Annotated in this window: 18 protein-coding genes; 7 read left to right on the forward strand and 11 right to left on the reverse strand. The window is 72.2% G+C overall.

Annotated elements, in window-relative coordinates:
• Window positions 1-78: 78 nt before the first annotated feature.
• A complete protein-coding gene (gene ligD / locus O7632_RS23190; protein WP_278117193.1) occupies window positions 79-1,119 on the reverse strand; it encodes a non-homologous end-joining DNA ligase in 1,041 nt (346 codons plus the stop codon).
• A gap of 69 nt (window positions 1,120-1,188) precedes the next feature.
• On the opposite strand from ligD, the gene msrB reads away from it, so the two are divergent.
• From msrB to O7632_RS23205, 3 genes are all read left to right on the forward strand, one after another.
• Window positions 1,189-1,593 carry a peptide-methionine (R)-S-oxide reductase MsrB gene (gene msrB, locus O7632_RS23195; protein ID WP_278117195.1) on the forward strand — a complete coding sequence of 135 codons (405 nt, stop codon included), beginning with the start codon at window positions 1,189-1,191 and terminating at the stop codon, window positions 1,591-1,593.
• A 150-nt stretch (window positions 1,594-1,743) separates the two neighbouring features.
• The gene (locus tag O7632_RS23200; protein WP_278117196.1) at window positions 1,744-2,004 is read left to right on the forward strand and encodes a Prokaryotic metallothionein; all 261 of its coding nucleotides are present in this window, start codon (window positions 1,744-1,746) and stop codon (window positions 2,002-2,004) included.
• A 66-nt stretch (window positions 2,005-2,070) separates the two neighbouring features.
• The gene (locus O7632_RS23205; RefSeq protein WP_278117198.1) at window positions 2,071-2,526 is read left to right on the forward strand and encodes a GNAT family N-acetyltransferase; all 456 of its coding nucleotides are present in this window, start codon (window positions 2,071-2,073) and stop codon (window positions 2,524-2,526) included.
• A gap of 173 nt (window positions 2,527-2,699) precedes the next feature.
• Here the strand turns inward: O7632_RS23205 and O7632_RS23210 are convergent, their stop codons facing one another.
• The 4 genes from O7632_RS23210 to hemE all read right to left on the reverse strand — a co-directional run bounded on the left by O7632_RS23210 (window position 2,700) and on the right by hemE (window position 6,582).
• A complete protein-coding gene (locus O7632_RS23210) occupies window positions 2,700-3,074 on the reverse strand; it encodes a hypothetical protein (protein ID WP_278117200.1) in 375 nt (124 codons plus the stop codon).
• Window positions 3,075-3,276: 202 nt separating this feature from the next.
• The gene (gene hemQ / locus O7632_RS23215) at window positions 3,277-4,035 is read right to left on the reverse strand and encodes a hydrogen peroxide-dependent heme synthase (protein ID WP_347403590.1); all 759 of its coding nucleotides are present in this window, start codon (window positions 4,033-4,035) and stop codon (window positions 3,277-3,279) included.
• Entirely contained in the window at window positions 4,032-5,471 is a 1,440-nt protein-coding gene (hemG, locus tag O7632_RS23220; protein WP_278117202.1) for a protoporphyrinogen oxidase, read from the reverse strand. Before hemG ends, hemQ begins: the two co-directional genes overlap by 4 nt.
• A 34-nt stretch (window positions 5,472-5,505) precedes the next feature.
• Window positions 5,506-6,582 carry a uroporphyrinogen decarboxylase gene (gene hemE / locus O7632_RS23225; RefSeq protein WP_278117203.1) on the reverse strand — a complete coding sequence of 359 codons (1,077 nt, stop codon included), beginning with the start codon at window positions 6,580-6,582 and terminating at the stop codon, window positions 5,506-5,508.
• 121 nt (window positions 6,583-6,703) lie between these two features.
• On the opposite strand from hemE, the gene O7632_RS23230 reads away from it, so the two are divergent.
• Entirely contained in the window at window positions 6,704-7,276 is a 573-nt protein-coding gene (locus O7632_RS23230; RefSeq protein WP_278117204.1) for a DUF3000 domain-containing protein, read from the forward strand.
• Window positions 7,277-7,360: 84 nt separating this feature from the next.
• Here O7632_RS23230 and O7632_RS23235 read toward each other — a convergent pair whose 3' ends face one another.
• On the reverse strand, window positions 7,361-8,434 hold the full coding sequence (locus O7632_RS23235) for a S1C family serine protease (protein WP_278117206.1): 1,074 nt from the start codon (window positions 8,432-8,434) through the stop codon (window positions 7,361-7,363).
• A 336-nt stretch (window positions 8,435-8,770) separates the two neighbouring features.
• On the opposite strand from O7632_RS23235, the gene O7632_RS23240 reads away from it, so the two are divergent.
• Window positions 8,771-10,021, forward strand: a complete 1,251-nt coding sequence (locus O7632_RS23240; protein WP_278120305.1) for a ribonuclease D — start codon at window positions 8,771-8,773, stop codon at window positions 10,019-10,021.
• Window positions 10,022-10,116: 95 nt separating this feature from the next.
• Here the strand turns inward: O7632_RS23240 and galE are convergent, their stop codons facing one another.
• Entirely contained in the window at window positions 10,117-11,121 is a 1,005-nt protein-coding gene (gene galE, locus O7632_RS23245; RefSeq protein WP_278117208.1) for a UDP-glucose 4-epimerase GalE, read from the reverse strand.
• Between the two features lie 203 nt (window positions 11,122-11,324).
• On the opposite strand from galE, the gene O7632_RS23250 reads away from it, so the two are divergent.
• Both O7632_RS23250 and O7632_RS23255 read left to right on the forward strand, forming a co-directional pair.
• A complete protein-coding gene (locus O7632_RS23250; RefSeq protein ID WP_278117210.1) occupies window positions 11,325-12,539 on the forward strand; it encodes a thiolase family protein in 1,215 nt (404 codons plus the stop codon).
• Window positions 12,536-14,605: a 3-hydroxyacyl-CoA dehydrogenase NAD-binding domain-containing protein gene (locus tag O7632_RS23255; protein WP_278117212.1), complete on the forward strand. Its 2,070-nt coding sequence runs from the start codon at window positions 12,536-12,538 to the stop codon at window positions 14,603-14,605. Before O7632_RS23250 ends, O7632_RS23255 begins: the two co-directional genes overlap by 4 nt.
• A 213-nt stretch (window positions 14,606-14,818) precedes the next feature.
• Here O7632_RS23255 and O7632_RS23260 read toward each other — a convergent pair whose 3' ends face one another.
• The 4 genes from O7632_RS23260 to O7632_RS23275 all read right to left on the reverse strand — a co-directional run bounded on the left by O7632_RS23260 (window position 14,819) and on the right by O7632_RS23275 (window position 20,329).
• Window positions 14,819-16,003, reverse strand: coding sequence for a HAMP domain-containing sensor histidine kinase (locus tag O7632_RS23260; RefSeq protein WP_278120306.1), 1,185 nt, complete (start codon window positions 16,001-16,003; stop codon window positions 14,819-14,821).
• Between the two features lie 50 nt (window positions 16,004-16,053).
• Window positions 16,054-16,740: a response regulator transcription factor gene (locus O7632_RS23265; RefSeq protein ID WP_278117214.1), complete on the reverse strand. Its 687-nt coding sequence runs from the start codon at window positions 16,738-16,740 to the stop codon at window positions 16,054-16,056.
• Window positions 16,741-16,935: 195 nt separating this feature from the next.
• A complete protein-coding gene (dxs, locus tag O7632_RS23270) occupies window positions 16,936-18,951 on the reverse strand; it encodes a 1-deoxy-D-xylulose-5-phosphate synthase (protein ID WP_278117215.1) in 2,016 nt (671 codons plus the stop codon).
• Window positions 18,952-19,087: 136 nt separating this feature from the next.
• Complete coding sequence (locus O7632_RS23275; RefSeq protein WP_278117217.1) at window positions 19,088-20,329, reverse strand: TRAM domain-containing protein; 1,242 nt, start codon at window positions 20,327-20,329, stop codon at window positions 19,088-19,090.
• Window positions 20,330-20,404 lie beyond the last annotated feature (75 nt).

The following is a 20,404-nucleotide window of genomic DNA, read 5'->3' on the forward strand; positions in this document are numbered from 1 at the left end:
CCGAACGCCGGTCAGGAGTCGGCCACCGGACGAGTCGGCCACCGAACGCCGGTCAGGAGTCGGCCACCGGGACACCGGTCAGGAGTCGGCCACCGGCCGGGCGCGGGACGGCTGGACCCGGCGCGGTTCGCCGGGCATCTTCGGATGGTCCGGGGGGTAGGGCAGGTCGCCCGAACCGTCCCGTTCGTCGCGGTCGGCCCAGCCCAGCAGCGGGCTGATGTCCCACGGCGTGTCGTCGATGCCGGCGTGCGGGTCGCCGAGGCTGGCCAGCCGGGGAGGCACCGTACGCAGGTCGAAGTCGTCCGGTTCGACCTGGGTGAGCTCGTCCCAGGTGACCGGGGTGGAGACGGTGGCGCGGGCGTTGGCCCGCAACGAATAGGCACAGGCGATCGTCCGGTCACGGGCCGTCTGGTTGTAGTCGACGAACACCTTGCGCCCCCTTTCCTCCTTCCACCAGGCGGTGGTGACCAGGTCGGGACGACGCCGCTGCAGCTCGCGGGCGAAGGCGATCGCCGCCCGGCGTACCTCGGTGAACGTCCAGCGCGGCGGGATCCGCAGGTAGACGTGCACCCCACGGCCGCCGGAGGTCTTCGGATAGCCGGTCGCGCCGAGTTCGTCGAGCATCGCCCGGACCTCACCGGCCGCCTCGACCGCGTCGGTGAAGTCGGTGCCGGGTTGCGGGTCGAGGTCGATCCGCAGCTCGTCCGGCCGGTCGACGTCGGCCGACCGTACCGGCCAGGGGTGGAAGACGACAGTGCTCATCTGCGCGGCCCAGGCCACGTGGGCCAGGTCAGCCGGGCAGAGCTCGTCGGCGGTCCGCCCGCTCGGAAACGCGATCCGGGCGGTCCCCAGCCAGGGCGGAACGCCACGGGCGGGCACCCGCTTCTGGAAGAACATCTCGCCGTCGACGCCGTCCGGGAACCGTTGCAGGGTGGTCGGACGGTCGCGCAGCGCGCGCATGATCCCGTCACCGACCGCGAGGTAGTAGTCGAAGACGTCGCGCTTGGTGTAACCGGGGCCGGGGAAGCAGACCCGGTCCGGGCTGCTCAGCCGTACCTGGTGTCCGGCCACCTCGACGACGCTGGCCGCCGACCGGCTGCCCTTGCTCTCACCAGCCATACCGCCGACCTTAGGGCAGACGGCCACGGATCGGCAGGCGGCGCGGGCGGCACGTCGTACCGTAGAGCCATGACCGTCGACAAAAGTTCACTTCCCGCCAGCGAGCAGGAGTGGCGGGTCCGCCTCGCCCCCGAGGAGTTCCGGGTGCTGCGTCAGGCGGGCACCGAGCGCCCGTGGTCCGGGGAGTACGTGGCCACGACGACCGTCGGGACCTACCACTGCCGGGCGTGTGACGCCCCGCTGTTCACCAGCGACACCAAGTTCGACTCGCACTGTGGCTGGCCCAGCTTCGACGAGGCGCTGCCGGGATCGGTGCGCTACATCGAGGACCGATCGCACGGCATGGTCCGCACCGAAGTCCGCTGCGCGACCTGCGACTCGCATCTCGGGCACCGCTTCGACGGGGAGCGGTACACGGCGAAGAACGCCCGCTACTGCATGAACTCGGTGGCCCTGCGGCTCGAACCGGCCTAGCCAAAACCGGCGCGAACCGCAGCGGCCTAGACAGAACCGGCGCGACCGACCCGTACCGGCCGAGATTTTCCGATTTTTCACCGTTTCGCCGGTCCAGCCGTCGTCGATGGCGCACGCTGCCAGGTGAGGTCCGACGTTGGGAGACGCGCCATGGCGACCTGTGAAGTCTGCGGCAACGACTACTGGCTGGCGTTCGACATCAAGACGGTCAGCGGGGACACCTACACCTTCGACTCCTTCGAATGCGCGATCCAGTTGCTGGCACCGATCTGTGAACACTGCCAGTGCAAGATCGTGGGGCACGGCGTCGAGGTGTCGGGACGGTTCTTCTGCTGCGCGCACTGCGCCCGTACGGTGGACGCCGAGCAGGGCTCGGCGGTGCGGGACGCGGTCGGCAGCCGACCAGGCTGACGCGACCGGGACCCGGCGACGCCACGGCGGTACGGGGCCGCCGTGGTGGGCGTATGATCCGTCGCCGTGCCGTCCGCCACCGAGGTGACCTGCCATGTCGCGGCGATCACCGACCTCGACCCGGTCACCCTCTACCAGCTGCTCCGCCTGCGTACCGATGTCTTCGTCGTGGAGCAGCGGTGCCCGTACCCGGAACTGGACGGTCGGGACCTGGAACCCGGCGCCCGACATCTGTGGCTCGCCCGAGGAGCCGACGTCGTCGCCTACCTGAGGCTGCTCGACGACGGTGAGCGCCAGCGGGTCGGACGGGTGGTGGTGGCGGCCGGCGAGCGCGGCCACGGGTACGCCGGGCGTCTCATGGCCGAGGCGTTGGCCCTGGTCGGGCAGCGACCGTGTGTCCTGGCCGCGCAGTCGCACCTGGCCTCGTTCTATCGGCGGTACGGATTCGTGGTGGCCGGTCCGCCGTTCGTCGAGGACGGAATCGACCACGTCCCGATGCACCGGCCCGGTCGGACCAGCTGACCGCTGACCGGCAGGTCGGCTCATCGGCTCACCGGGCGGGACGTGATTCGCCGACCGGGCGCGACCCGACGGCTGGTCGTGGATCTTCCGTCCACGCCAGCCGCCGGGCCGGGTCGCCTGCGGTGTCACCCCACGCTACGGCGGCGGCACCACGAGGCATTCACCGTCGGTGGTCACCGGTGCCGGTCGCCGGAGTTGCGCCACGCGCTACCGGCCTTGGCCAGACCCCGGCTGACGACGTAACCGATGGTCAGCAGGGCCACGTACCACCAGGCGGTGCTGGCCGGGAAGGGGTCGCCCGCGCCAGCGGTGCCCTGTACGCCGTCCACGTCGGCGCTGATCACCTGCGAGGCGAGCAGCACACCCACCACCGCGATCAGGTAGACGTAGAACTCGGTGCTCTTGAACGCCGACTTCGTCTCGGTCCCCGGCGTGACGGCCGGGCGCATACCGGCGTTCATGTCCGCCATCTGCTGCATGCCGGCGGACTGCTGATCCGACATCGGTCGGGTCATCGCCGTGTTTCGGGTCGGAGCCTGTGTACTCATCACACCCTCCTCCGGATTGGATGAGTGTTCCTTCTCCGGTACGTCGATCGTCCGAGGCCCGGTCGACCGACCTTGGGGGGCGTCTGGGAGGTACCCGGGCGGTTCACCAAGCAAACCCGCGACGTCCGCCGGCTGGCGGGCCACGGCAGGGCGGCCACCAGGTCGGCGGGCTACCGCAGCGCGGGAGGGCCTGCGCTGCGGGCTACGGCAGCGCGGCCACCAGGTCGGCGACCGAGCGTCGCCGACCGGTGAAGAACGGCACTTCCTCCCGTACGTGTCGCCGCGCCGACGAAGCCCGCAGATCCCGCATCAGATCCACGATCCGGTGCAGTTCGTCCGCTTCGAAGGCGAGCATCCACTCGTAGTCGCCGAGCGCGAAGGACGCCACCGTGTTGGCGCGAACGTCCGGATAGGGGCGCGCCATCCGGCCGTGTTCGGCGAGCATCGCCCGGCGCTCGGCGTCGGGCAGCAGATACCACTCGTAGGAGCGGACGAACGGATAGACGCAGACATACGACCGGGCTTCCTCCCCGGCGAGGAAGGCCGGCACGTGGCTCTTGTTGAACTCGGCCGGGCGGTGCAGCGCCAGCTGCGACCAGACGGCCGCCAGATGCCGGCCGAGTACGGTCCGGCGCAGCCGGCCGTACGCGTCCTGCAGGTCGTCGCTGTTCGGGGCGTGCCACCAGACCATGATGTCGGCGTCGGCCCGCAGCCCGGACACGTCGTAGACGCCCCGGACCGTCACCCCCTTCGCCGCCAGCTCGTCGACCAACGCCTCGACCTCGCTGATCACGCCGTCGCGCAGCGCGGGCAGCCGGTCGGTGACCCGGAACACCGACCACATCGTGTACTGGATGGTGGCGTTCAGCTCCCGCAGCCGGGCGGCGTTGGTCTGCTCGGCGGTGGCCGGTCCCCCGGTGGCTGACCCGGTGCCGGCCGGTTCGGCGCTGTCGGTACTCATCGACGTCTTCCTTCCAGGGTGGTGAGGATCTCCTCGGCGGCCTGTTCGCCGGAACGGATACAGATGGGGATGCCGATCCCGTCGTAGGCGGCGCCGGCGAGCGCCAGCCCGCAGCGGGCCGACCGCAGGGTCCGCCGGGCGGCGGCCACCCGGTCCAGATGTCCCGGCGGATACTGGGGCAACGCCCCGCCCCAGCGCCGGACCTGGGTCAGCACCGGTTCGGGCAGGCGGACCCCGGTCAGTCGGGCCAGCTCGTCGCGGACCACACCGACCAGTTCGTCGTCGGTGCGGTGCAGCAGCTGCTCGTCGCCGTACCGGCCGACCGAGGCGCGCACCACCGCCAGCCCGTCGGCGCGCCGCAAGTGCGCCCACTTGGTGCTGAAGAACGTGACCGCTTTGGTCAGCGCACCGTCGGCGGCGGGCACGAGGAATCCGGACAGCCGAGGCAGCGCCGGCGCCGGCAGCGCCAGGCTGATCAACGCGATGCTGGCGTAGTCCAGCGCCCCGATCGAGGCTCCCACCGTCGGGTCGACCCCGGCCAGGAGCCGGGCGGCGGGCCGGGCCGGCACGGCCACCAGCACGGCGTCCGCCTCGACCCGCTCGGGCGCGCGGGTCGGGCCGACCAGGAGCCGCCAGCCGGTCGGGGTCGCCGCCAGTTCCCGGACCGTCGTCGCCGTCCGCAGCTCGACGGTGACCGGCCGCTCGGCGTCGGCGGGCGCGGTGAGCGCCGCGCGGATCGCGGCCACCAGACCGCTCAGCCCGTTGGCCGGGGTGGCGAAGATCGGCGCGCCGTTCGCGGGCGGGCGGGCGGCCAGCGCCGCCCGTACCGCCCCGAGCAGGGTGTGCTCGGTGCGCGCGGTGGCCGCCAGGGCAGGGATGGTGGTGGCCAGCGACAACGTGTCGGCCCGGCCGGCGTACACGCCGCCGAGCATCGGGTCGACCAGCTGCTCCACGACGTCGTCGCCGAGCCGGCCACGGACCAGCCGGCCGACGGCGACGTCGTCGCCGGGACCGAGCAACGGCCGACCGCCGTCGACGTCGCGCCAGGGTTCGACGTCGGCCACCGCCGACACCAGATCAAGATCAGACGGTACGCCGATCAGCGTCCCGCCCGGCAGCGGCACCAGCCCGCCCGCGCGGGCCAGCGCGGCCTGGCCGACGGCCGGGTGGACCAGCTGATCCGCCAGCCCCACGCGACGGGCCAGCGTCATCGCGGCCGACTCGCCGCCGGCAGGGTCCCGGGTGAGGAACGCCTCGGCGCCCTGCTCCACCGGCAGTCCGACGAACTCGCCGGTGCTCAGCTTGCCGCCGAGCCCGGGCGACTGCTCGAACAGCACGATCCGGGTACCGGCGGGGGCAATGTCGCGCAGCCGCAGCGCAGCGGCCAGGCCGGCGATCCCACCACCCACCACGGCGATCCGCCACGGTTGCTGCATACCGTCACCTTGCCACGCGGCCGACTCGTCGTGATCAGCGGACCGACGTGGTGTGAATCAACTCCACCACCCGGGTCAACACGTCCGGGTCGGTCTCCGGCAGGACGCCGTGTCCCAGGTTGAACACGTGTCCGGGGGCGGCGAGTCCCTCGGTCAGGATCCGTCGCACCTCGGCTTCGACGACCGGCCACGGGGCGAGCAGCACACACGGATCGAGGTTGCCCTGGACGGCCCCGTCCGGACCGATCCGGGCGGTGGCGACGTCCAACGGGGTACGCCAGTCCACCCCGACCACGTCGGCACCGGCCTCCCCCATCGCGCCGAGCAACTCGGCGGTGCCGACCCCGAAGTGGATCCGGGGTACGCCGGCACCGGCCAGCCCGGCCAGCACCGTGGCCGAGTGCGGCAGCACGAACCGCCGGTAGTCGGCCTCGGACAACGCCCCGGCCCACGAGTCGAACAACTGCACCGCTGCGACGCCGGCCGACACCTGGACCCGCAGGAACTCCAGAGTGATGTCGGCGAGCCGGGAGCAGAGAGCGTGCCAGGTCTCCGGTTCGCCGTACATCAGGGCCTTGGTCCGGCTGTGGGTACGTGACGGTCCGCCCTCCACCAGGTAGCTGGCGAGGGTGAACGGTGCCCCGGCGAACCCGATCAGCGGGGTGTCGCCAAGCGCCGCGACCAGCAGCCGCACGGCCTCGTCGACGAAACGGACGTCGTCGACGGTGATGGGCCGCAGCCGGTCGACGGCCGCCGCGTCGCGGAGCGGCTCGGCGATCACCGGTCCGGTGCCGGCGACGATGTCCAGGTCCACGCCGGCCGCCGCCAGCGGGACCACGATGTCGCTGAACAGGATCGCGGCGTCCACCCCGTGCCGGCGTACCGGCTGCAGGGTGATCTCGGCGACCAGGTCCGGTCGTCGGCAGGAGTCCAACATCCCGATGCCGCGCCGCAGTTCGCGGTATTCCGGCAGGGATCGGCCGGCCTGCCGCATGAACCACACAGGAGTGTGTGGCACCGGCTGGCGCCGGCAGGCCCGGAGGAAGGCCGACGACTCGTGCGTCGACGCGGTGGCGTGGCGGGCTGCGCTGCCCGGTGTCGTGGTGGTCATCGTTCGCCATGGTGCCACGGCCCGCCCGTCCGGCAGCCCCGGGTTCGCCGGTTCCCGCGCCCGTACGGCCGTTGCGGCGCGCCGGCCCCCATGGCCGCCGGCATCGGCCTAGGCTGCGTTCATGGCCCCCCTTGCCGCGTTGCCCGAGGCGTTCGACCGCGCCGTTGCCGGACTTCGCGCGGTCACCCCCCGGGCGGAAATCCAGATCGAAGAGGTCGGTGCGCCACAGCGCCTCGCGCCGTACGCGTTCGCGCTCAGCGCGTCGGTGGTGCGGGCCGACGACGAGGTGGCCACCGGGCGGTTGGTGCTGTTGCACGACCCCACTGGTCACGAGGCGTGGCACGGCACCCTACGGCTGGTGACCTACGTCACCGCCGATCTCGAGGCCGACCTGGTGTCCGATCCGCTGCTGCCGACGGTGGGCTGGACCTGGTTGACCGACGCCCTGGAGACGCACGACGCGGCGCACACCGCCCTGGGCGGCACCGTGACGCAGACCTGCTCGACCCGTTTCGGCGAGTTGGCCGGACCGCCGGCGGGCGGCGACATCGAGATCCGTGCCTCTTGGACCCCACTCGACCCGGAGCTCGGAGCGCATCTGCTCGCCTGGTGCGACCTGCTCGCCTCGACCGCCGGGCTGCCCCCGCCCGGGGTAAGCGTGCTGCCGGGCCGACGCGGGACCGGCGGCACCTGACCCGCTCAACCACCGGCGCCACCCGGCCGCGCGTCCACCGGTGGCACGGCGACACCGACGGCACGGCGACACCGACGGCGCGGATCAGCAGACGTCGAAGGCGTCGCAGGCGGTCTGGATCGGCACCGCGAGTCCGATGCCCTCGGCGTCGCGGGCCTTGGCGGCGGCGATTCCCACCACCTGCTTGTCGCTGTTCACCACCGGACCCCCGGAGTTGCCGGGGTTGATCGGGGCGTCGAACTGGATCACCGGACCGGAGCCCTCCTCGCTCTGCCGCAACGCGCTGACCACGCCGGTGGTCACGGTGTCGGCCAGGCCGAGCGGGGCACCGACCACGACGATCTGCTGCCCGGCGTTCACCGCCCCGGTGGCGGGGACGAGCCCGGTGAACGACCGCGCGGTCCGCAGGTGGGCGACGTCGCTGTCGGAGTCGACCCGGACGATGGTGGCCGGGATCTGCTGGCCGTCGCGTTCCAGGAAGACCCGCCGGTTGCCGGCAAGATACGCCGATTCGATGACGTGGTAGTTGGTGAACAGATCGGTGTCGCCGTCGTCGGACTCGCCGACGGCGAAGGCGGTGCCGGTGAACCGGCCGGCGGTGACCCGGAAGACACTCGGCAGGACCGCGCTGGCGATCGCCTCCGGGTCGAAGGCCGCCCCGACCTGCCGTTCAAGCTCGGCGGTGCGCGCCTCGACGAGGTCGAACCGGCTGGCGTCCGCGCCCTGCGCCCGATCCAGCCGCTGATCGGCCTGCGCGAGTCGGGTGGTGAGCTGGTCGATCCGGTACGCCTGCAGACCGACCACGGCACCGAGTCCCACCACGAGCAGCAGTGCCGTGACTCCCGTCCAGGATCGGCGTCGGGGCATCGCACGGAGCAGGTCCGCGTGCGGTGGTCCCCATACCCCGGCCTGCCGTGCGGGATCCGGCTGATCGGACCCGGTCGGTCGGTGCACCGGATCCGGCTGACCGGACGCGGCCTGCGGGTCGTCGGGATCGGGCTGGTCGAACCCGGGCGACGCGGCGGATCCAGCGGGGGTGCCCGACCCGATCCGCTCCCCGTCGACGGCCGGAAGCGGCGGCGAGCCGTCCGGGACGGCGTGGCGCGGACCCGGCGGCTGCGGGGCGGACGCGAAGCGCTGATCGAACCCACTGGTCATGAGGGGCAGCCTCTCCTCCGCTGCGGCAAACCGGTGCGACTCGAGCGACGACCGACGGTCCGGTTTCACGCCCCGACAGTGGCAACTCGTGGCGACAGTCGCACGATGCGACCGTACCGGGCGGTAAGGGGTTTGTCGTCCCGTCACCACGATCGACGACCCGCCACCGACGCCTGGCCATCCCCTCCGTGACCAGCGGCCGTACCGGAGCCGACGCGCCGGGTGGAGCCTTGTGCCGTCTCCGGCCGTGCCGGGCACTAGGGTTGTCAGGTGACCGACGAATCCCCCCTGCACCGTCGGACCGCGCAACGCCCAGCAGGGAGCGAGCCGCACAACCTGTCGGCCCCGGCGCCGACGTCCGATGTCGTGGGGCCCGACCCCTCGCCCGGCGGGCCTGTTCCGTTGATCGCCCCGCGCGACGGCACCCCGGCGCCGGTGGCCACCGCGCAGGCCCTCGCCGAGGTGGTGACTCGCTTCGCCGCCGGCAGCGGTCCGGTCGCCATCGACGCCGAACGCGCCTCCGGCTACCGCTACAGCCAGCGGGCGTACCTGGTCCAGTTGCGTCGCGCCGGTTCGGGTACTGCGCTGATCGACCCGTTGCCCTTCGACGACCTGGCCTCTCTCGACGCCGCCGTCGCCGACACCGAATGGGTGCTGCACGCGGCCAGTCAGGACCTGCCGTGCCTGGCCGACCTCGGGCTGCGGCCGCGCCGGCTGTTCGACACCGAACTCGCCGCCCGCCTGGCCGGGTTCGAACGCGTCGGGTTGGCGGCGCTCACCGAGGCGCTCCTCGGCTTCTCCCTGGAGAAGCACCACTCGGCCGCCGACTGGTCCACCCGGCCGCTGCCGGAGTCCTGGCTCACCTACGCCGCGCTCGACGTCGAGCTGCTGGTCGATTTGCGCGACGTACTCGCCGGCGAGCTGGAACGGCAGGGCAAACAGCGCTGGGCGGCGGAGGAGTTCGCCGCGCTGGTCGCCTGGGGCAGCCAGCCACCGAAGGTACGGCCGGAGCCGTGGCGCCGTACCTCCGGCATCCACCGGGTCCGAGGGACCAGGGCACAGGCGCGGGTACGGGCCCTGTGGTACGCCCGTGACGAGATCGCCGCCCGGCGGGACTCGGCACCGGGTCGGGTGTTGCCCGACTCCGCGATCGTCGCCGCCGCCGAGCTCGATCCCCGCGACGAGCGGGCGCTGCTGGCGTTGCCGGGCTTCAACGGTCGGTCGGTCCGGCGGCTGGCCCGGATCTGGCTCGACGCGTTGCACGCCGCGCGCGAGCTGCCCGACGACGCGCTGCCGGTCAGCCCGGTGGTCGACGGTCCGCCGCCGCCGCATCGCTGGGCCGAGCGGGATCCGGTCGCCGCCGCCCGGCTGGCCCGCTGCCGTGAGGTGGTGATCCGTACCGCGGCGGCGAACGTGCTGCCGCCCGAGAACCTGATCACGCCGGATTCGATCCGGCGGCTCGCCTGGACCCCGCCGGACGAGATCAGCGAGGAGTCGGTGGCGGCCACGCTGCGCGGATTCGGTGCCCGTGCCTGGCAGGTCGCGCTGCTCGTCGCCGAGTTGACGATCGCGCTTCGGGATCCCTGACCGGATCCCTGACCGGTCCACGACCCGCCCCGGCCGGCCCGGCCGGACCTGACCGGTTCCGGCGGATTCCGGACTGCGGACCGTCCGGTCCCCGGTCACGCCGAGCCGAGCACCTCGTCGCGGCGGGCGGACCAGGCCAGCGAGTCCCGGATGCCGTCGGCGATCGACAGTTCCGGTTTCCAGTCGAGCAGCTGGCGGGCCCGGACACTGCGGGTGTACGAGCCGGCGGAGTCGCCAGGGCGGGCCGGCGCCTCCCGAACCCGTAGTGGTGTGCCGACGACCGAACGGAAGGCGTCGACGAACTCCCGGACGGTCGTGCCGTCGCCGGTGCCCAGGTTGAGTACGTCGTAGCGTCGGGGCGCGTCGGGGGCCAGGACCTCGTCGAAGTGACGCAGCGCCCGTACGTGGGCCCGCGCCAGGTCCCAGACGTGGATGTAGTCGCGGATGCCGGAACCGTCGCGGGTCGGCCAGTCCACCCCGGTGATCAGGAATTCCTCGTCGTTCTCGGCGGCACTGATCAGTTTGCCGAGCACGTGGGTCGGCTGGCGGATCTGCAGTCCGGTGCGCAGCTGCGGGTCGGCGCCGATAGGGTTGAAGTAGCGCAGGGACAGGGCCCGCAGCCCGGTGGCGGCGGCGCAGTCGGCCAGCATCAGCTCCATCATCGCCTTGGTACGGGCGTACGGGCTGGTCGGCTCCAACGGAGAGGACTCGTCGACCGAGAAGTCCGTACCCGGGCGGTAGATCGCGGCCGACGAGCTGAACAGATATCGCTGTGCCCCGTTGCGGAGCAGGTGGTCGACGAAGTCGATCGACTTGGCCACGTTCTCCCGGTAGTACCGCAGCGGCCGGGCGACCGACTCGGGGACCACGATCAGCGCGGCGGCGTGCACCACCGCTTCGATCTGCGGGTGGTCGGCGAAGATCCGGTCGATCAGCGCGCCGTCGGCGATGTCGCCGTGGTAGAAGATCCGGTCGCGGGTGAACTCGACCCGACCGGTGCTGAGGTTGTCGAGCACCACGGGCACGATGCCGGCGTCGAGGCAGGCGGAGGCGATCGTACTGCCGATGAAGCCGGCTCCACCCGCGATCAGGACCTTCACGGCTCGTCTCCTGTCCCCCGCTGGCCACACCGCCAGCTCGCCCGTCCCGCGTCAGCGGCCGACCTGAAGGTACCCGACCGGGATGGGCGCATCGTGCGGACCGGGTGTGGCCCGGGCCACACCCGACCCTGCCGCCAGGCATAGTTACCGACAAGTAGCATTTAGGTCTGCCCCGCGTACCCAGGCCGGCTAGGAGGCCCATCGTGCCGCGTGAAATCCGGGAGGTCGTCTTCGTCGACGGCGTCCGCACCCCGTTCGGCAAAGCCGGCGGGATGTACGCCCACACCCGCGCTGACGACCTCGTCATCCGGTGCATCCGCGAACTGCTGCGGCGCAACCCCCAGCTGCCACCGGACCGGGTCGAAGAGGTCGCCATCGCGGCCACCACCCAGACCGGCGACCAGGGCCTGACCATCGGCCGTACCGCCGCCCTGCTGTCCGGGCTGCCCAAGACCGTACCCGGCTTCGCGATCGACCGGATGTGCGCCGGCGCCATGACGGCGGTCACCTCGGTCGCCGGCGGCATCGCCATGGGCGCCTACGACGTCGCCGTCGCCGGCGGCGTCGAACACATGGGCCGGCACCCGATGGGCGAAGGCGTCGACCCCAACCCGCGCATCCTCGCCGAGAAGCTGGTCGACCCGTCCGCGCTGATCATGGGGGCGACCGCCGAGAACCTGCACGACCGGCTGCCGGGCATCACCCGGGCCCGCACCGACGCGTACGCCCTCGCCTCCCAGATCAAGACCGCCAAGGCGTACGCCAACGGCAAGCTGCAGCCCGACCTGGTCCCGGTGGCGATCCGCGACCCGGAGGCCGGCTGGGGCCTGGCCACCGTCGACGAGGCGCCCCGGGACACCTCCCTGGAGAAGCTGGCCACCCTCAAGACGCCGTTCCGGCCGCACGGGCGGGTCACCGCCGGCAACGCCGCCGGGCTCAACGACGGCGCCACCGCCAGCCTGCTCGCCGCCGAGGACGTCGCCCGCGAGCTGGGCCTGCCGGTCGCGATGCGGCTGGTCTCGTACGGTTTCGTCGGTGTCGAGCCGGAGGTGATGGGCGTCGGGCCGATCCCGTCGACCGAGAAGGCGCTGCGACTGGCCGGGTTGAGCATCGACGACATCGGCCTGTTCGAGCTCAACGAGGCCTTCGCGATCCAGGTGCTGGCCTTCCTCGATCACTTCGGCATCGCCGACGACGACCCCCGGGTCAACCCGTGGGGTGGGGCGATCGCCATCGGGCACCCGCTGGCGTCGTCCGGCGTACGGCTGATGACCCAGCTGGCCCGGCAGTTCGCCGAACATCCCGAGGTTCGCTACGGCATCACGGCGATGTGCATCGGCATCGGCATGGGTGGCACGGTCATCTGGGAGAACCCGGCCTGGACCGGTTCGGCACAGCAGGGAGACGAGGACCAATGACGACACTGGACAACCCCGCAGAGGTGGTCACCAAGGCCCTGGTCCGCGAGGTACGGGTGCCCGGCCTGGACCGGCCGGCCGCCCTGATCACCCTGGACAACGGCCTGGATCACCGCAAACCGAACACTCTCGGCCCGGCCGGCCTGGCCGAACTCGACACCGCGATCACCACCGCGCTCGCCGCCGAGCCGGCCTTCGTCGCGATCACCGGCAAGCCGTACGTCTTCTGCGTCGGCGCCGACCTGACCGGCATGCCGCTGCTCACCACCCGGGAGCAGGCGCTGGAGATCGGTCGGATGGGGCACCGGATCTTCGCCCGGCTACGCGACAGCGCGGTACCGACGTTCGCGTTCGTCAACGGCGCGGCGATGGGCGGCGGGCTGGAACTCGCGCTGCACTGCCACTACCGCACCCTGTCCGGTGGGGTCGCCGCGCTGGCGTTGCCCGAGGTGTCCCTCGGTCTGATCCCCGGCTGGGGCGGCACCCAACTGCTGCCCCACCTGATCGGCATTCCGGCCGCCGCCCAGGTGATCATCTCCAATCCGCTGACCCAGAACCGGATGCTCAAGGCCAGGCAGGCCGCCGAGATGGGTGTCGCGGACGTCCTGCTCGAGCCGGCGGATTTCCTGGAGCGGTCCCTGGAATGGGCCGCCGACGTGGTCCGGGGCGAGGTGTCCGTCACCCGGCCCGAGATCGACAAGGAGATGTGGGAGGGCGTGCTCTACTTCGCCCGCCACCAGCTCGACCAGCGGCTGCACGGCGCGGTGCCGTCCGCGTACCGGGCCCTCGACCTGCTCGCCCTGGCCAAGGAGGCGTCGTTCGCCGACGGCACCGCCGCCGAGGACGAGGCCCTGGCCGACCTGATCCTCTCCGAGGAGATGCGCGCCAGCCTGTACGCGTTCGACCTGGTGCAGCGGCGCGCCAAGCGACCGGTGGGCGCCCCGGACGCGGAGCTGGCCCGCCCCGTCACCAAGGTCGGCATCGTCGGTGCCGGTCTGATGGCATCCCAGCTGGCGTTGCTGTTCGCCCGCCGGTTGCAGGTGCCGGTGGTGCTGACCGACCTCGACCAGTCCCGGGTGGACGCGGGTGTCGGCTACGTGCACGCCGAGATCGAAAAGCAGGTCGGCAAGGGTCGGATGGACACCGGCACCGCCGCCAAGCTGCTCACCCTGGTCAGCGGCGCGGTCGACAAGTCCGCCTTCGCCGACGCCGACTTCGTCATCGAGGCGGTCTTCGAGGACCTCAAGGTCAAGAAGCAGGTGTGGGCGGAGGTGGAGGCAATCGTCGGACCGCAGACGATCCTGGCCACCAACACGTCGTCGTTGTCGGTCACCGAGATGGCCACCGACCTCGACCATCCGGAGCGGCTGGTCGGGTTCCACTTCTTCAACCCGGTGGCGGTGCTACCGCTGCTGGAGATCGTCCGCGGCGAACGGACCGACGACGCCACGCTGGCCACGGCGTTCGCCGTCGGCAAGGAGCTGCGCAAGTCCTGCGTGCTGGTGTCGGACGCGCCCGCCTTCGTGGTCAACCGGCTGCTGACCCGCTTCCTCGGCGAGATCCTCGCCGCGATCGACGCCGGTACGGATCCCCAGACCGCCGACGCCGCGGTGGATTCGCTCGGCCTGCCGATGCGGCCCCTGGCCCTGCTGCAACTGGTCGGTCCGCCGGTCGCCCACCACGTCGGCGGTACGCTGCACGCCGCGTTCCCGGACCGGTTCACGGTCAGCGACAACCTGCGCCGGATCGCCGAGTCCGGTCTGCCGCTGCTGGTCGACGACGAGCTCAACCCGGAGATCGGCAAGCTGCTGGAGGTCGGCTCGCAGCCGCTCACCGCCGAGCAGGTCCGGCAGCGGGCCCTGGACGCGCTGGCCCAGGAGATCCGGCTGATGCTCGACGAGGGCGTCGTGGCCGAAGCCCCTGACATCGACCTGTGCATGATCCTCGGTGCCGGATGGCCGTTCCACCTCGGCGGCATCATCCCCTACCTGGACCGCAGCGGTACCGCCGAGCGGGTCACCGGCCGACGTTTCCTGCCGCCCGGGGTGGCCAGCCTGCCGGCGTGATCCCCTCGGCTGTCGGCCTCGGAGGGGTGCCCCGCGATCCGTGCGGATCGCGGGGCACAGTCGTCCCCGCGCGGTCAGTCAGCTGGCCCCGATCGCACGGTGCAGTCAGCTGGCCCCGATCGCACGGTGCAGTCAGCTGGCCCCGATCGCACGGTGAAGTCAGCTGGCCCCGATCGCACGGTGCAGTCAGCTGGCCCCGATCGCACGGTGCAGTCAGCTGGCCCGGATCGCGCGGATCGCGGGCTCGGCACCGGCGACCGGACCGGCCGCCGGCATCGTGACCGTCACCTCCAGGCCGCCACCGGGCTGGGCCACCGCGTACACGGTGCCGCCGTGCGCGTCCGCCACCGCCCGCACGATCGACAGGCCGAGCCCGGAGCCACGGGCACCGGTCCGTTCCCGGCCGCCCCGGCGGAACGGCTCGAACAGCCCTGGCACGTCGGCCTGCTCGACCTCGAATCCGGTGTTGCCGACCACCAGGTGCACCTGATCGCCGTGCTGCCCGGTCCGGACCCAGAGCTGCCCGTGCAGATGGTTGTAGCGCACGGCGTTCTCGATCAGGTTGCCCGCCAGCCGGTCCAGCAGGCTCGGGTCGCCGATCACCCCGGCCGGTTCGAGCGCGGTGCGCACGTCCAGTTTGAGCCGCTGCGTCTCCACGCGTACCGCCGACAGGGCGCCGCAGACCCCGGCCGCCAGGTCGTGCGGCACCTTGCGGACCAGCCGACGACCGGACTGCGCCTCGCTGCTGGCCAGCACCAGCAACGCGTCGAACAGCCCGTTGGCCCGTTCGGACGCGTCGCGGACCACCATGGCCATCCGCTTGTACTCGGCCAGGTCGGCGTCGTCGTCGGCCATCGTCACGTCGATCTCGGTACGCATCACCGCCAGCGGCGTTCGCAACTCGTGCGAGGCGTTGGCGACGAACCGCTTCTGCGCCTCGAACGCCACGCTGAGCCGGTCCAGCATGTCGTCGAAGGTGTCCGCCAACTCGGCCACCTCGTCGCCGGCACCGGCGTACCCGATCCGCTGGTCCAGGGTCTGTTCGCCGAGCCGGCGGGCGGTCGAGGTGACCTGCTGCAGCGGTCGCAGCGCCCGGCCGACCACCGCGTACGCCCCCACCACGCCGACCACGCTGATCGCCAGCAACGCGACAAGCGACTTGGCCAGCAACTCCCGGGACGCCCCGTCGATGATGCTCTCCTGCCAGGCCCCGGCGTCGAGTTCGCGGCCGTCGGCCAGCACCACGACCGTACCGGCGGCGAGTTCGTCGGCCGGACGTAAGGCGTCGGTGACCAGCAGCCAGGACAGCAGGACGAAGACCGCGCCGGTGCCGATCAGCAGCACCCCGTTGAACAGGGTCAGCCGCAACCGCAAGGTGGGACGTGGCGTTCGAAGCACCGGCCACCGGGACGGGCGACCGGCGGATCGGTCGACGGTCGGGGCCGCGCTCACGATCCGATCCCGTCGGGTTCCGGCGGGCTGGCCACCCGGTATCCGGCCCCGACCACCGTCTCGATCAGCTGCGGCTCCCCCAGCTTCTTGCGCAACGTCATCACGGTCACCCGTACGGTCGTGGTGAACGGATCGGTGTTGGCGTCCCAGACCCGTTCGAGCAGTTCCTCGCTGGACACCACCGCCCCCCGGGCCTTGACCAGCTCCTCCAGTACGCCGAACTCCTTGCGGGTCAGATCGACCGGGGCTCCGGACCGGGTGGCGACCCGACGGGCGGGGTCGACGGTCAGGTCGGCCACGGCCAGCACCGGCGGCGCGGGCGGCGTGGCTCGTCGCCCGAGTGCCTGCACCCGGGCGACGAGTTCGGTGAACGCGAACGGCTTGGGCAGGTAGTCGTCCGCGCCGAGTTGCAGTCCTTCGACCCGGTCAGCGACCGTACCGCTGGCGGTGAGCATCAGCACCCGAGTGAGCGCGCCCGAGCTCACCAGGTCCGCGCAGATCTGGTCGCCGTGCACACCGGGCAGGTCCCGGTCGAGAACGACCACGTCGTAGCGGGTCACGAAGGCCATCTCGTGGCCGGCGGAGCCGTCGTAGGCGACGTCGACGGCCATGCCCTGTCGTCGCAGGCCACGGACGATCGCGTCGGCGAGGTTGCGTTCGTCCTCGACCACCAGCACCCGCACGGCGACCTCCCAGTCATCGACCCGCTACCACCCTGCGTAGCCCGCTGTTAAACCAGCGTGAAGCGGCCAGGCGAGAATGCCAACCCGGCCGACGACTGCCGGACACCGCCGGAGCCGGCGGCCGGCGGCCGGCGGACACCGCCCGGCGATCGGAGTATCGGAGTATCGGAGTAGAGCGCGGATCGCCGACGGGCGTCAGCTCCGGCCGTTGGCCCGGCGACTGGTCCGGCCGGCCGCCGTACCTCGGGACGCGTCGTCGGCCGCGCCGACGACGCCGTCGTCACCGCTGTGCACTTCGGTGGTCGTGGCGTCGTCGTCCAGACCTGAGATCCAGCCGGTCACGTCCCGCGCCACGTCCTGGGCGGTCAGTCGCAGATCGGCGAGGATCTGAGCGCGGGTGCCATGCGGATGCCAGTCCGCCGGTACGCCCAGGTCACGCAGGGGCACCTGGACCTGCGCGTCGCGCAACGCCTTGGCCACGGCGTCCCCGACGCCGCCGGTACGGACCCCGTCCTCGACGGTGACCACCAGCCGGTGCCCGGCGGCGAGGGTGACGAGTTCGTCGGCGACCGGCCGGACCCAGCGAGGATCCACCACCGTGACGCCGTAGCCCTGCTCGGCGACGCGGGCGGCGACGTCCACGCCCATCGTGGCGAACGCGCCGACCGCGACAAGCAACACGTCCCGACGGTCCGACTCGACGAGCACGTCCACCTGACCGATTCGCCGTACCGCCGGTAGATCGGCGGCGACCGAACCGGTCGGGAAGCGCAGCACGGTCGGGCCGTCGTCGACGGCGACCGCCTCCCGCAACTCCTCCCGCAGGGTGGCGGCGTCCCGGGGAGCGGCGATGCGCAGGCCGGGCACCACCCCGAACACCGACATGTCCCAGATGCCGTAGTGGCTGGGCCCGTCCGGACCGGTCACCCCGGCCCGGTCCAGGACGAAGGTGACCGGAAGCTTGTGCATCGCCACGTCGAGCAGCACCTGGTCGAAGGCCCGGTTGAGGAAGGTGGCGTAGACGGCCACCACCGGGTGCAGCCCACCCATCGCCAGCCCGGCGGCCGAGGTGGTGGCGTGCTGCTCGGCGATGCCCACGTCGTACACCCGCTGCGGGTACTTGCGGGCCAGCGCGGCGATCCCGGTCGGTTCGGCCATCGCCGCGGTGATCCCGACCACGTCGGGCCGTTCGTCGGCGATCGCCACAAGTTCCTCGGCGAAGACATGCGTCCACTTCACCGCCGGGGCGGCCAGCAGCTTGCCGGTCTGCACGTCGAACGCGCTGCTCGGCCCGTGCAGGCAGTCGGCGTCGTCCTCCTCGGCCGGCCGGTAGCCGTAGCCCTTGCGGGTCACCGCGTGCACGATCACCGGTCCGCCGAAGCCCTTGGCCCGGTGCAGGGCCGACTCGACGGCGGCGAGGTCGTGGCCGTCGATCGGGCCGACGTACTTGATGCCGAGGTCCTCGAACATGGTCTGCGGGGCGACCGCGTCCTTGATGCCCTTCTTGACCGCGTGCAGCACCTCGTACATCGGTCGACCGACCAGCGGGGTCGCGCCGAGCGACTCCTTGACCAGGTCGAGCACCTTCTCGTAGCCGGGGTTGAGGCGCAGCGCGGCGAGGTGGTCGGCGAGCCCGCCGATGGTCGGCGCGTACGACCGGCCGTTGTCGTTGACCACGATGACGAGCCGGTTGCGGGCCCCGGCGATGTTGTTCAGCGCCTCCCAGCACATGCCACCGGTCAGTGCCCCGTCGCCGACCACGGCGACGACGTTGCGGGCCTCACCGCGCAACGCGTACGCCTTGGCCAGCCCGTCCGCGTAGGACAGGGCGGTGGAGGCGTGCGAGTTCTCGATCAGATCGTGCTCGCTCTCGGACTGGCTGGGATAGCCGGAGAGGCCGTCGCGCTGGCGGAGCTGGTCGAACCCGGCCTGCCGGCCGGTGAGGATCTTGTGTACGTACGCCTGGTGACCGGTGTCGAACAGGAACCGGTCCCGGGGCGAGTCGAAGACCCGGTGCATGGCGAGGGTCAGCTCCACCACGCCGAGGTTGGGACCCAGGTGCCCACCGGTACGGGAGACCTTCGCGACCAGGAAGTCCCGGATTTCCGCCGCGAGCAGCGACAGCTCGTCGGCGGACATCCGCTTGACGTCCTGCGGGGTGCGTACGGTGGCCAGCAACCGGCCGTCGGATCCTGCCTCTGCCTGGCTCATATCGCTCCCTAACTGCCCCTCGCGCGTACGCGACCCACGGGGCGTCCAGCTGGCGGTGCGCGCATCGATCCGCGCGCGGGGTCCGCCTACGACCGCCGAGTCTATCGGGATTCGCACAGCCCGCAGCGGGCCCGCGTCACGGATCAGTCGGCTCGCCGGGCGTGAACGACGCGACGCACTCGATGTGCTGGGTCATCGGGAAACAGTCGAAGCCGACCAGGCTACGCAACGTCCAGCCACACTCACGGAAGGTACGTACGTCCCGGGCGAGGGCCGCCGGGTCGCAGGCCACGTACGCCACGGCACGCCGGGCCGCACCGGCGATGTCCCGGACGACCCGCGCACCCGCACCCGCCCGGGGTGGGTCGAGAACCACCAGGTCGACCGGACCGGTGATGCGTCGCCGGGCCAGCGCGGTCTCGACCCGGGCGGCGACCACCTCGATCTGGGGCAGGTCGGCCAGGTTGGCCCGGGCGGCGGCGATCCCGGTCGCCGCGTTCTCCACCAGCGTGACCCGCGACGACGGCCCGGTACGGCCGGCCACGGCCGCCGCGAACAGACCGGCACCGCCGTAGAGGTCCCAGGCCGACTCGCCGGGCCGGGGATCCAGCAGCTCCAGCACCGCGCCGGCGAGCGTGTCGGCGGCCGCCGGGTGTACCTGCCAGAAGGCGCCCGCCGGCAGCCGCCACCGGCGGCCGACGGCGACCTCGGTGACCGTCCCGGACCCCGCACCCACCTCGCCACCATCGGGAATCGGCGTGACCACGACCTCGCCGTTGCCGGAGACGACGGTCTCCACCGCGTCGGTGCCCGGCCAGCGGGTGGATAGCACCGGCTGTCGCTGAATCGCCGGGTGGGCGATCAGGCAGCGGTCGACCGGCACCACCTCGTGGGAGCGGTGTTTGAGCAGCCCGGCCCGGTCGGCTGCGTCGACCGCGTAGCGGACCCGGGTCCGCCAGCCGAGCGGACCGCCGGGCAACGGCCGTACCCGTACCGCCAGGGCGTCCACCTCGGCCGCGGTGAGCCCGCCGAGTCGCCGCAACTGTTCGCGGATCACGTCGGCTTTCCAGTCCAGCTGCGCCTCGGGCGCGACGTGCTGCAGGTCGCAGCCGCCGCACGCGCCGGGGCCGGCGTAAGGGCATGGTGGGGTGACCCGTCGCGGTGCCGGCTCCAGCACCGCCACCGCGTCGCCGCGCAGGTAACCACGGTGCGTCTCGGTGATCTCGACGGTGACCAATTCACCGGGGAGCGCGTGCCGGACGAAGACCACCTGCCCGTCGACCCGGGCGACGCAGTGGCCGCCGTGCGCGACCGCGCCCACCCGTACCGTCACCTGGTCGCCGTCGCCGAGCTCGAGGAGGCCGGCGGAGTCAGACATCGTCGGACATCGTACGGTCGGCGTCGGCGCGACCGGCCGCGGGCCCGGCGGGATCGACCGCGGGCCCGGCGCGAC

Origin of the sequence: Solwaraspora sp. WMMD406, from assembly GCF_029626025.1 — a bacterium.
In the GTDB taxonomy this organism is placed as follows: domain Bacteria; phylum Actinomycetota; class Actinomycetes; order Mycobacteriales; family Micromonosporaceae; genus Micromonospora_E.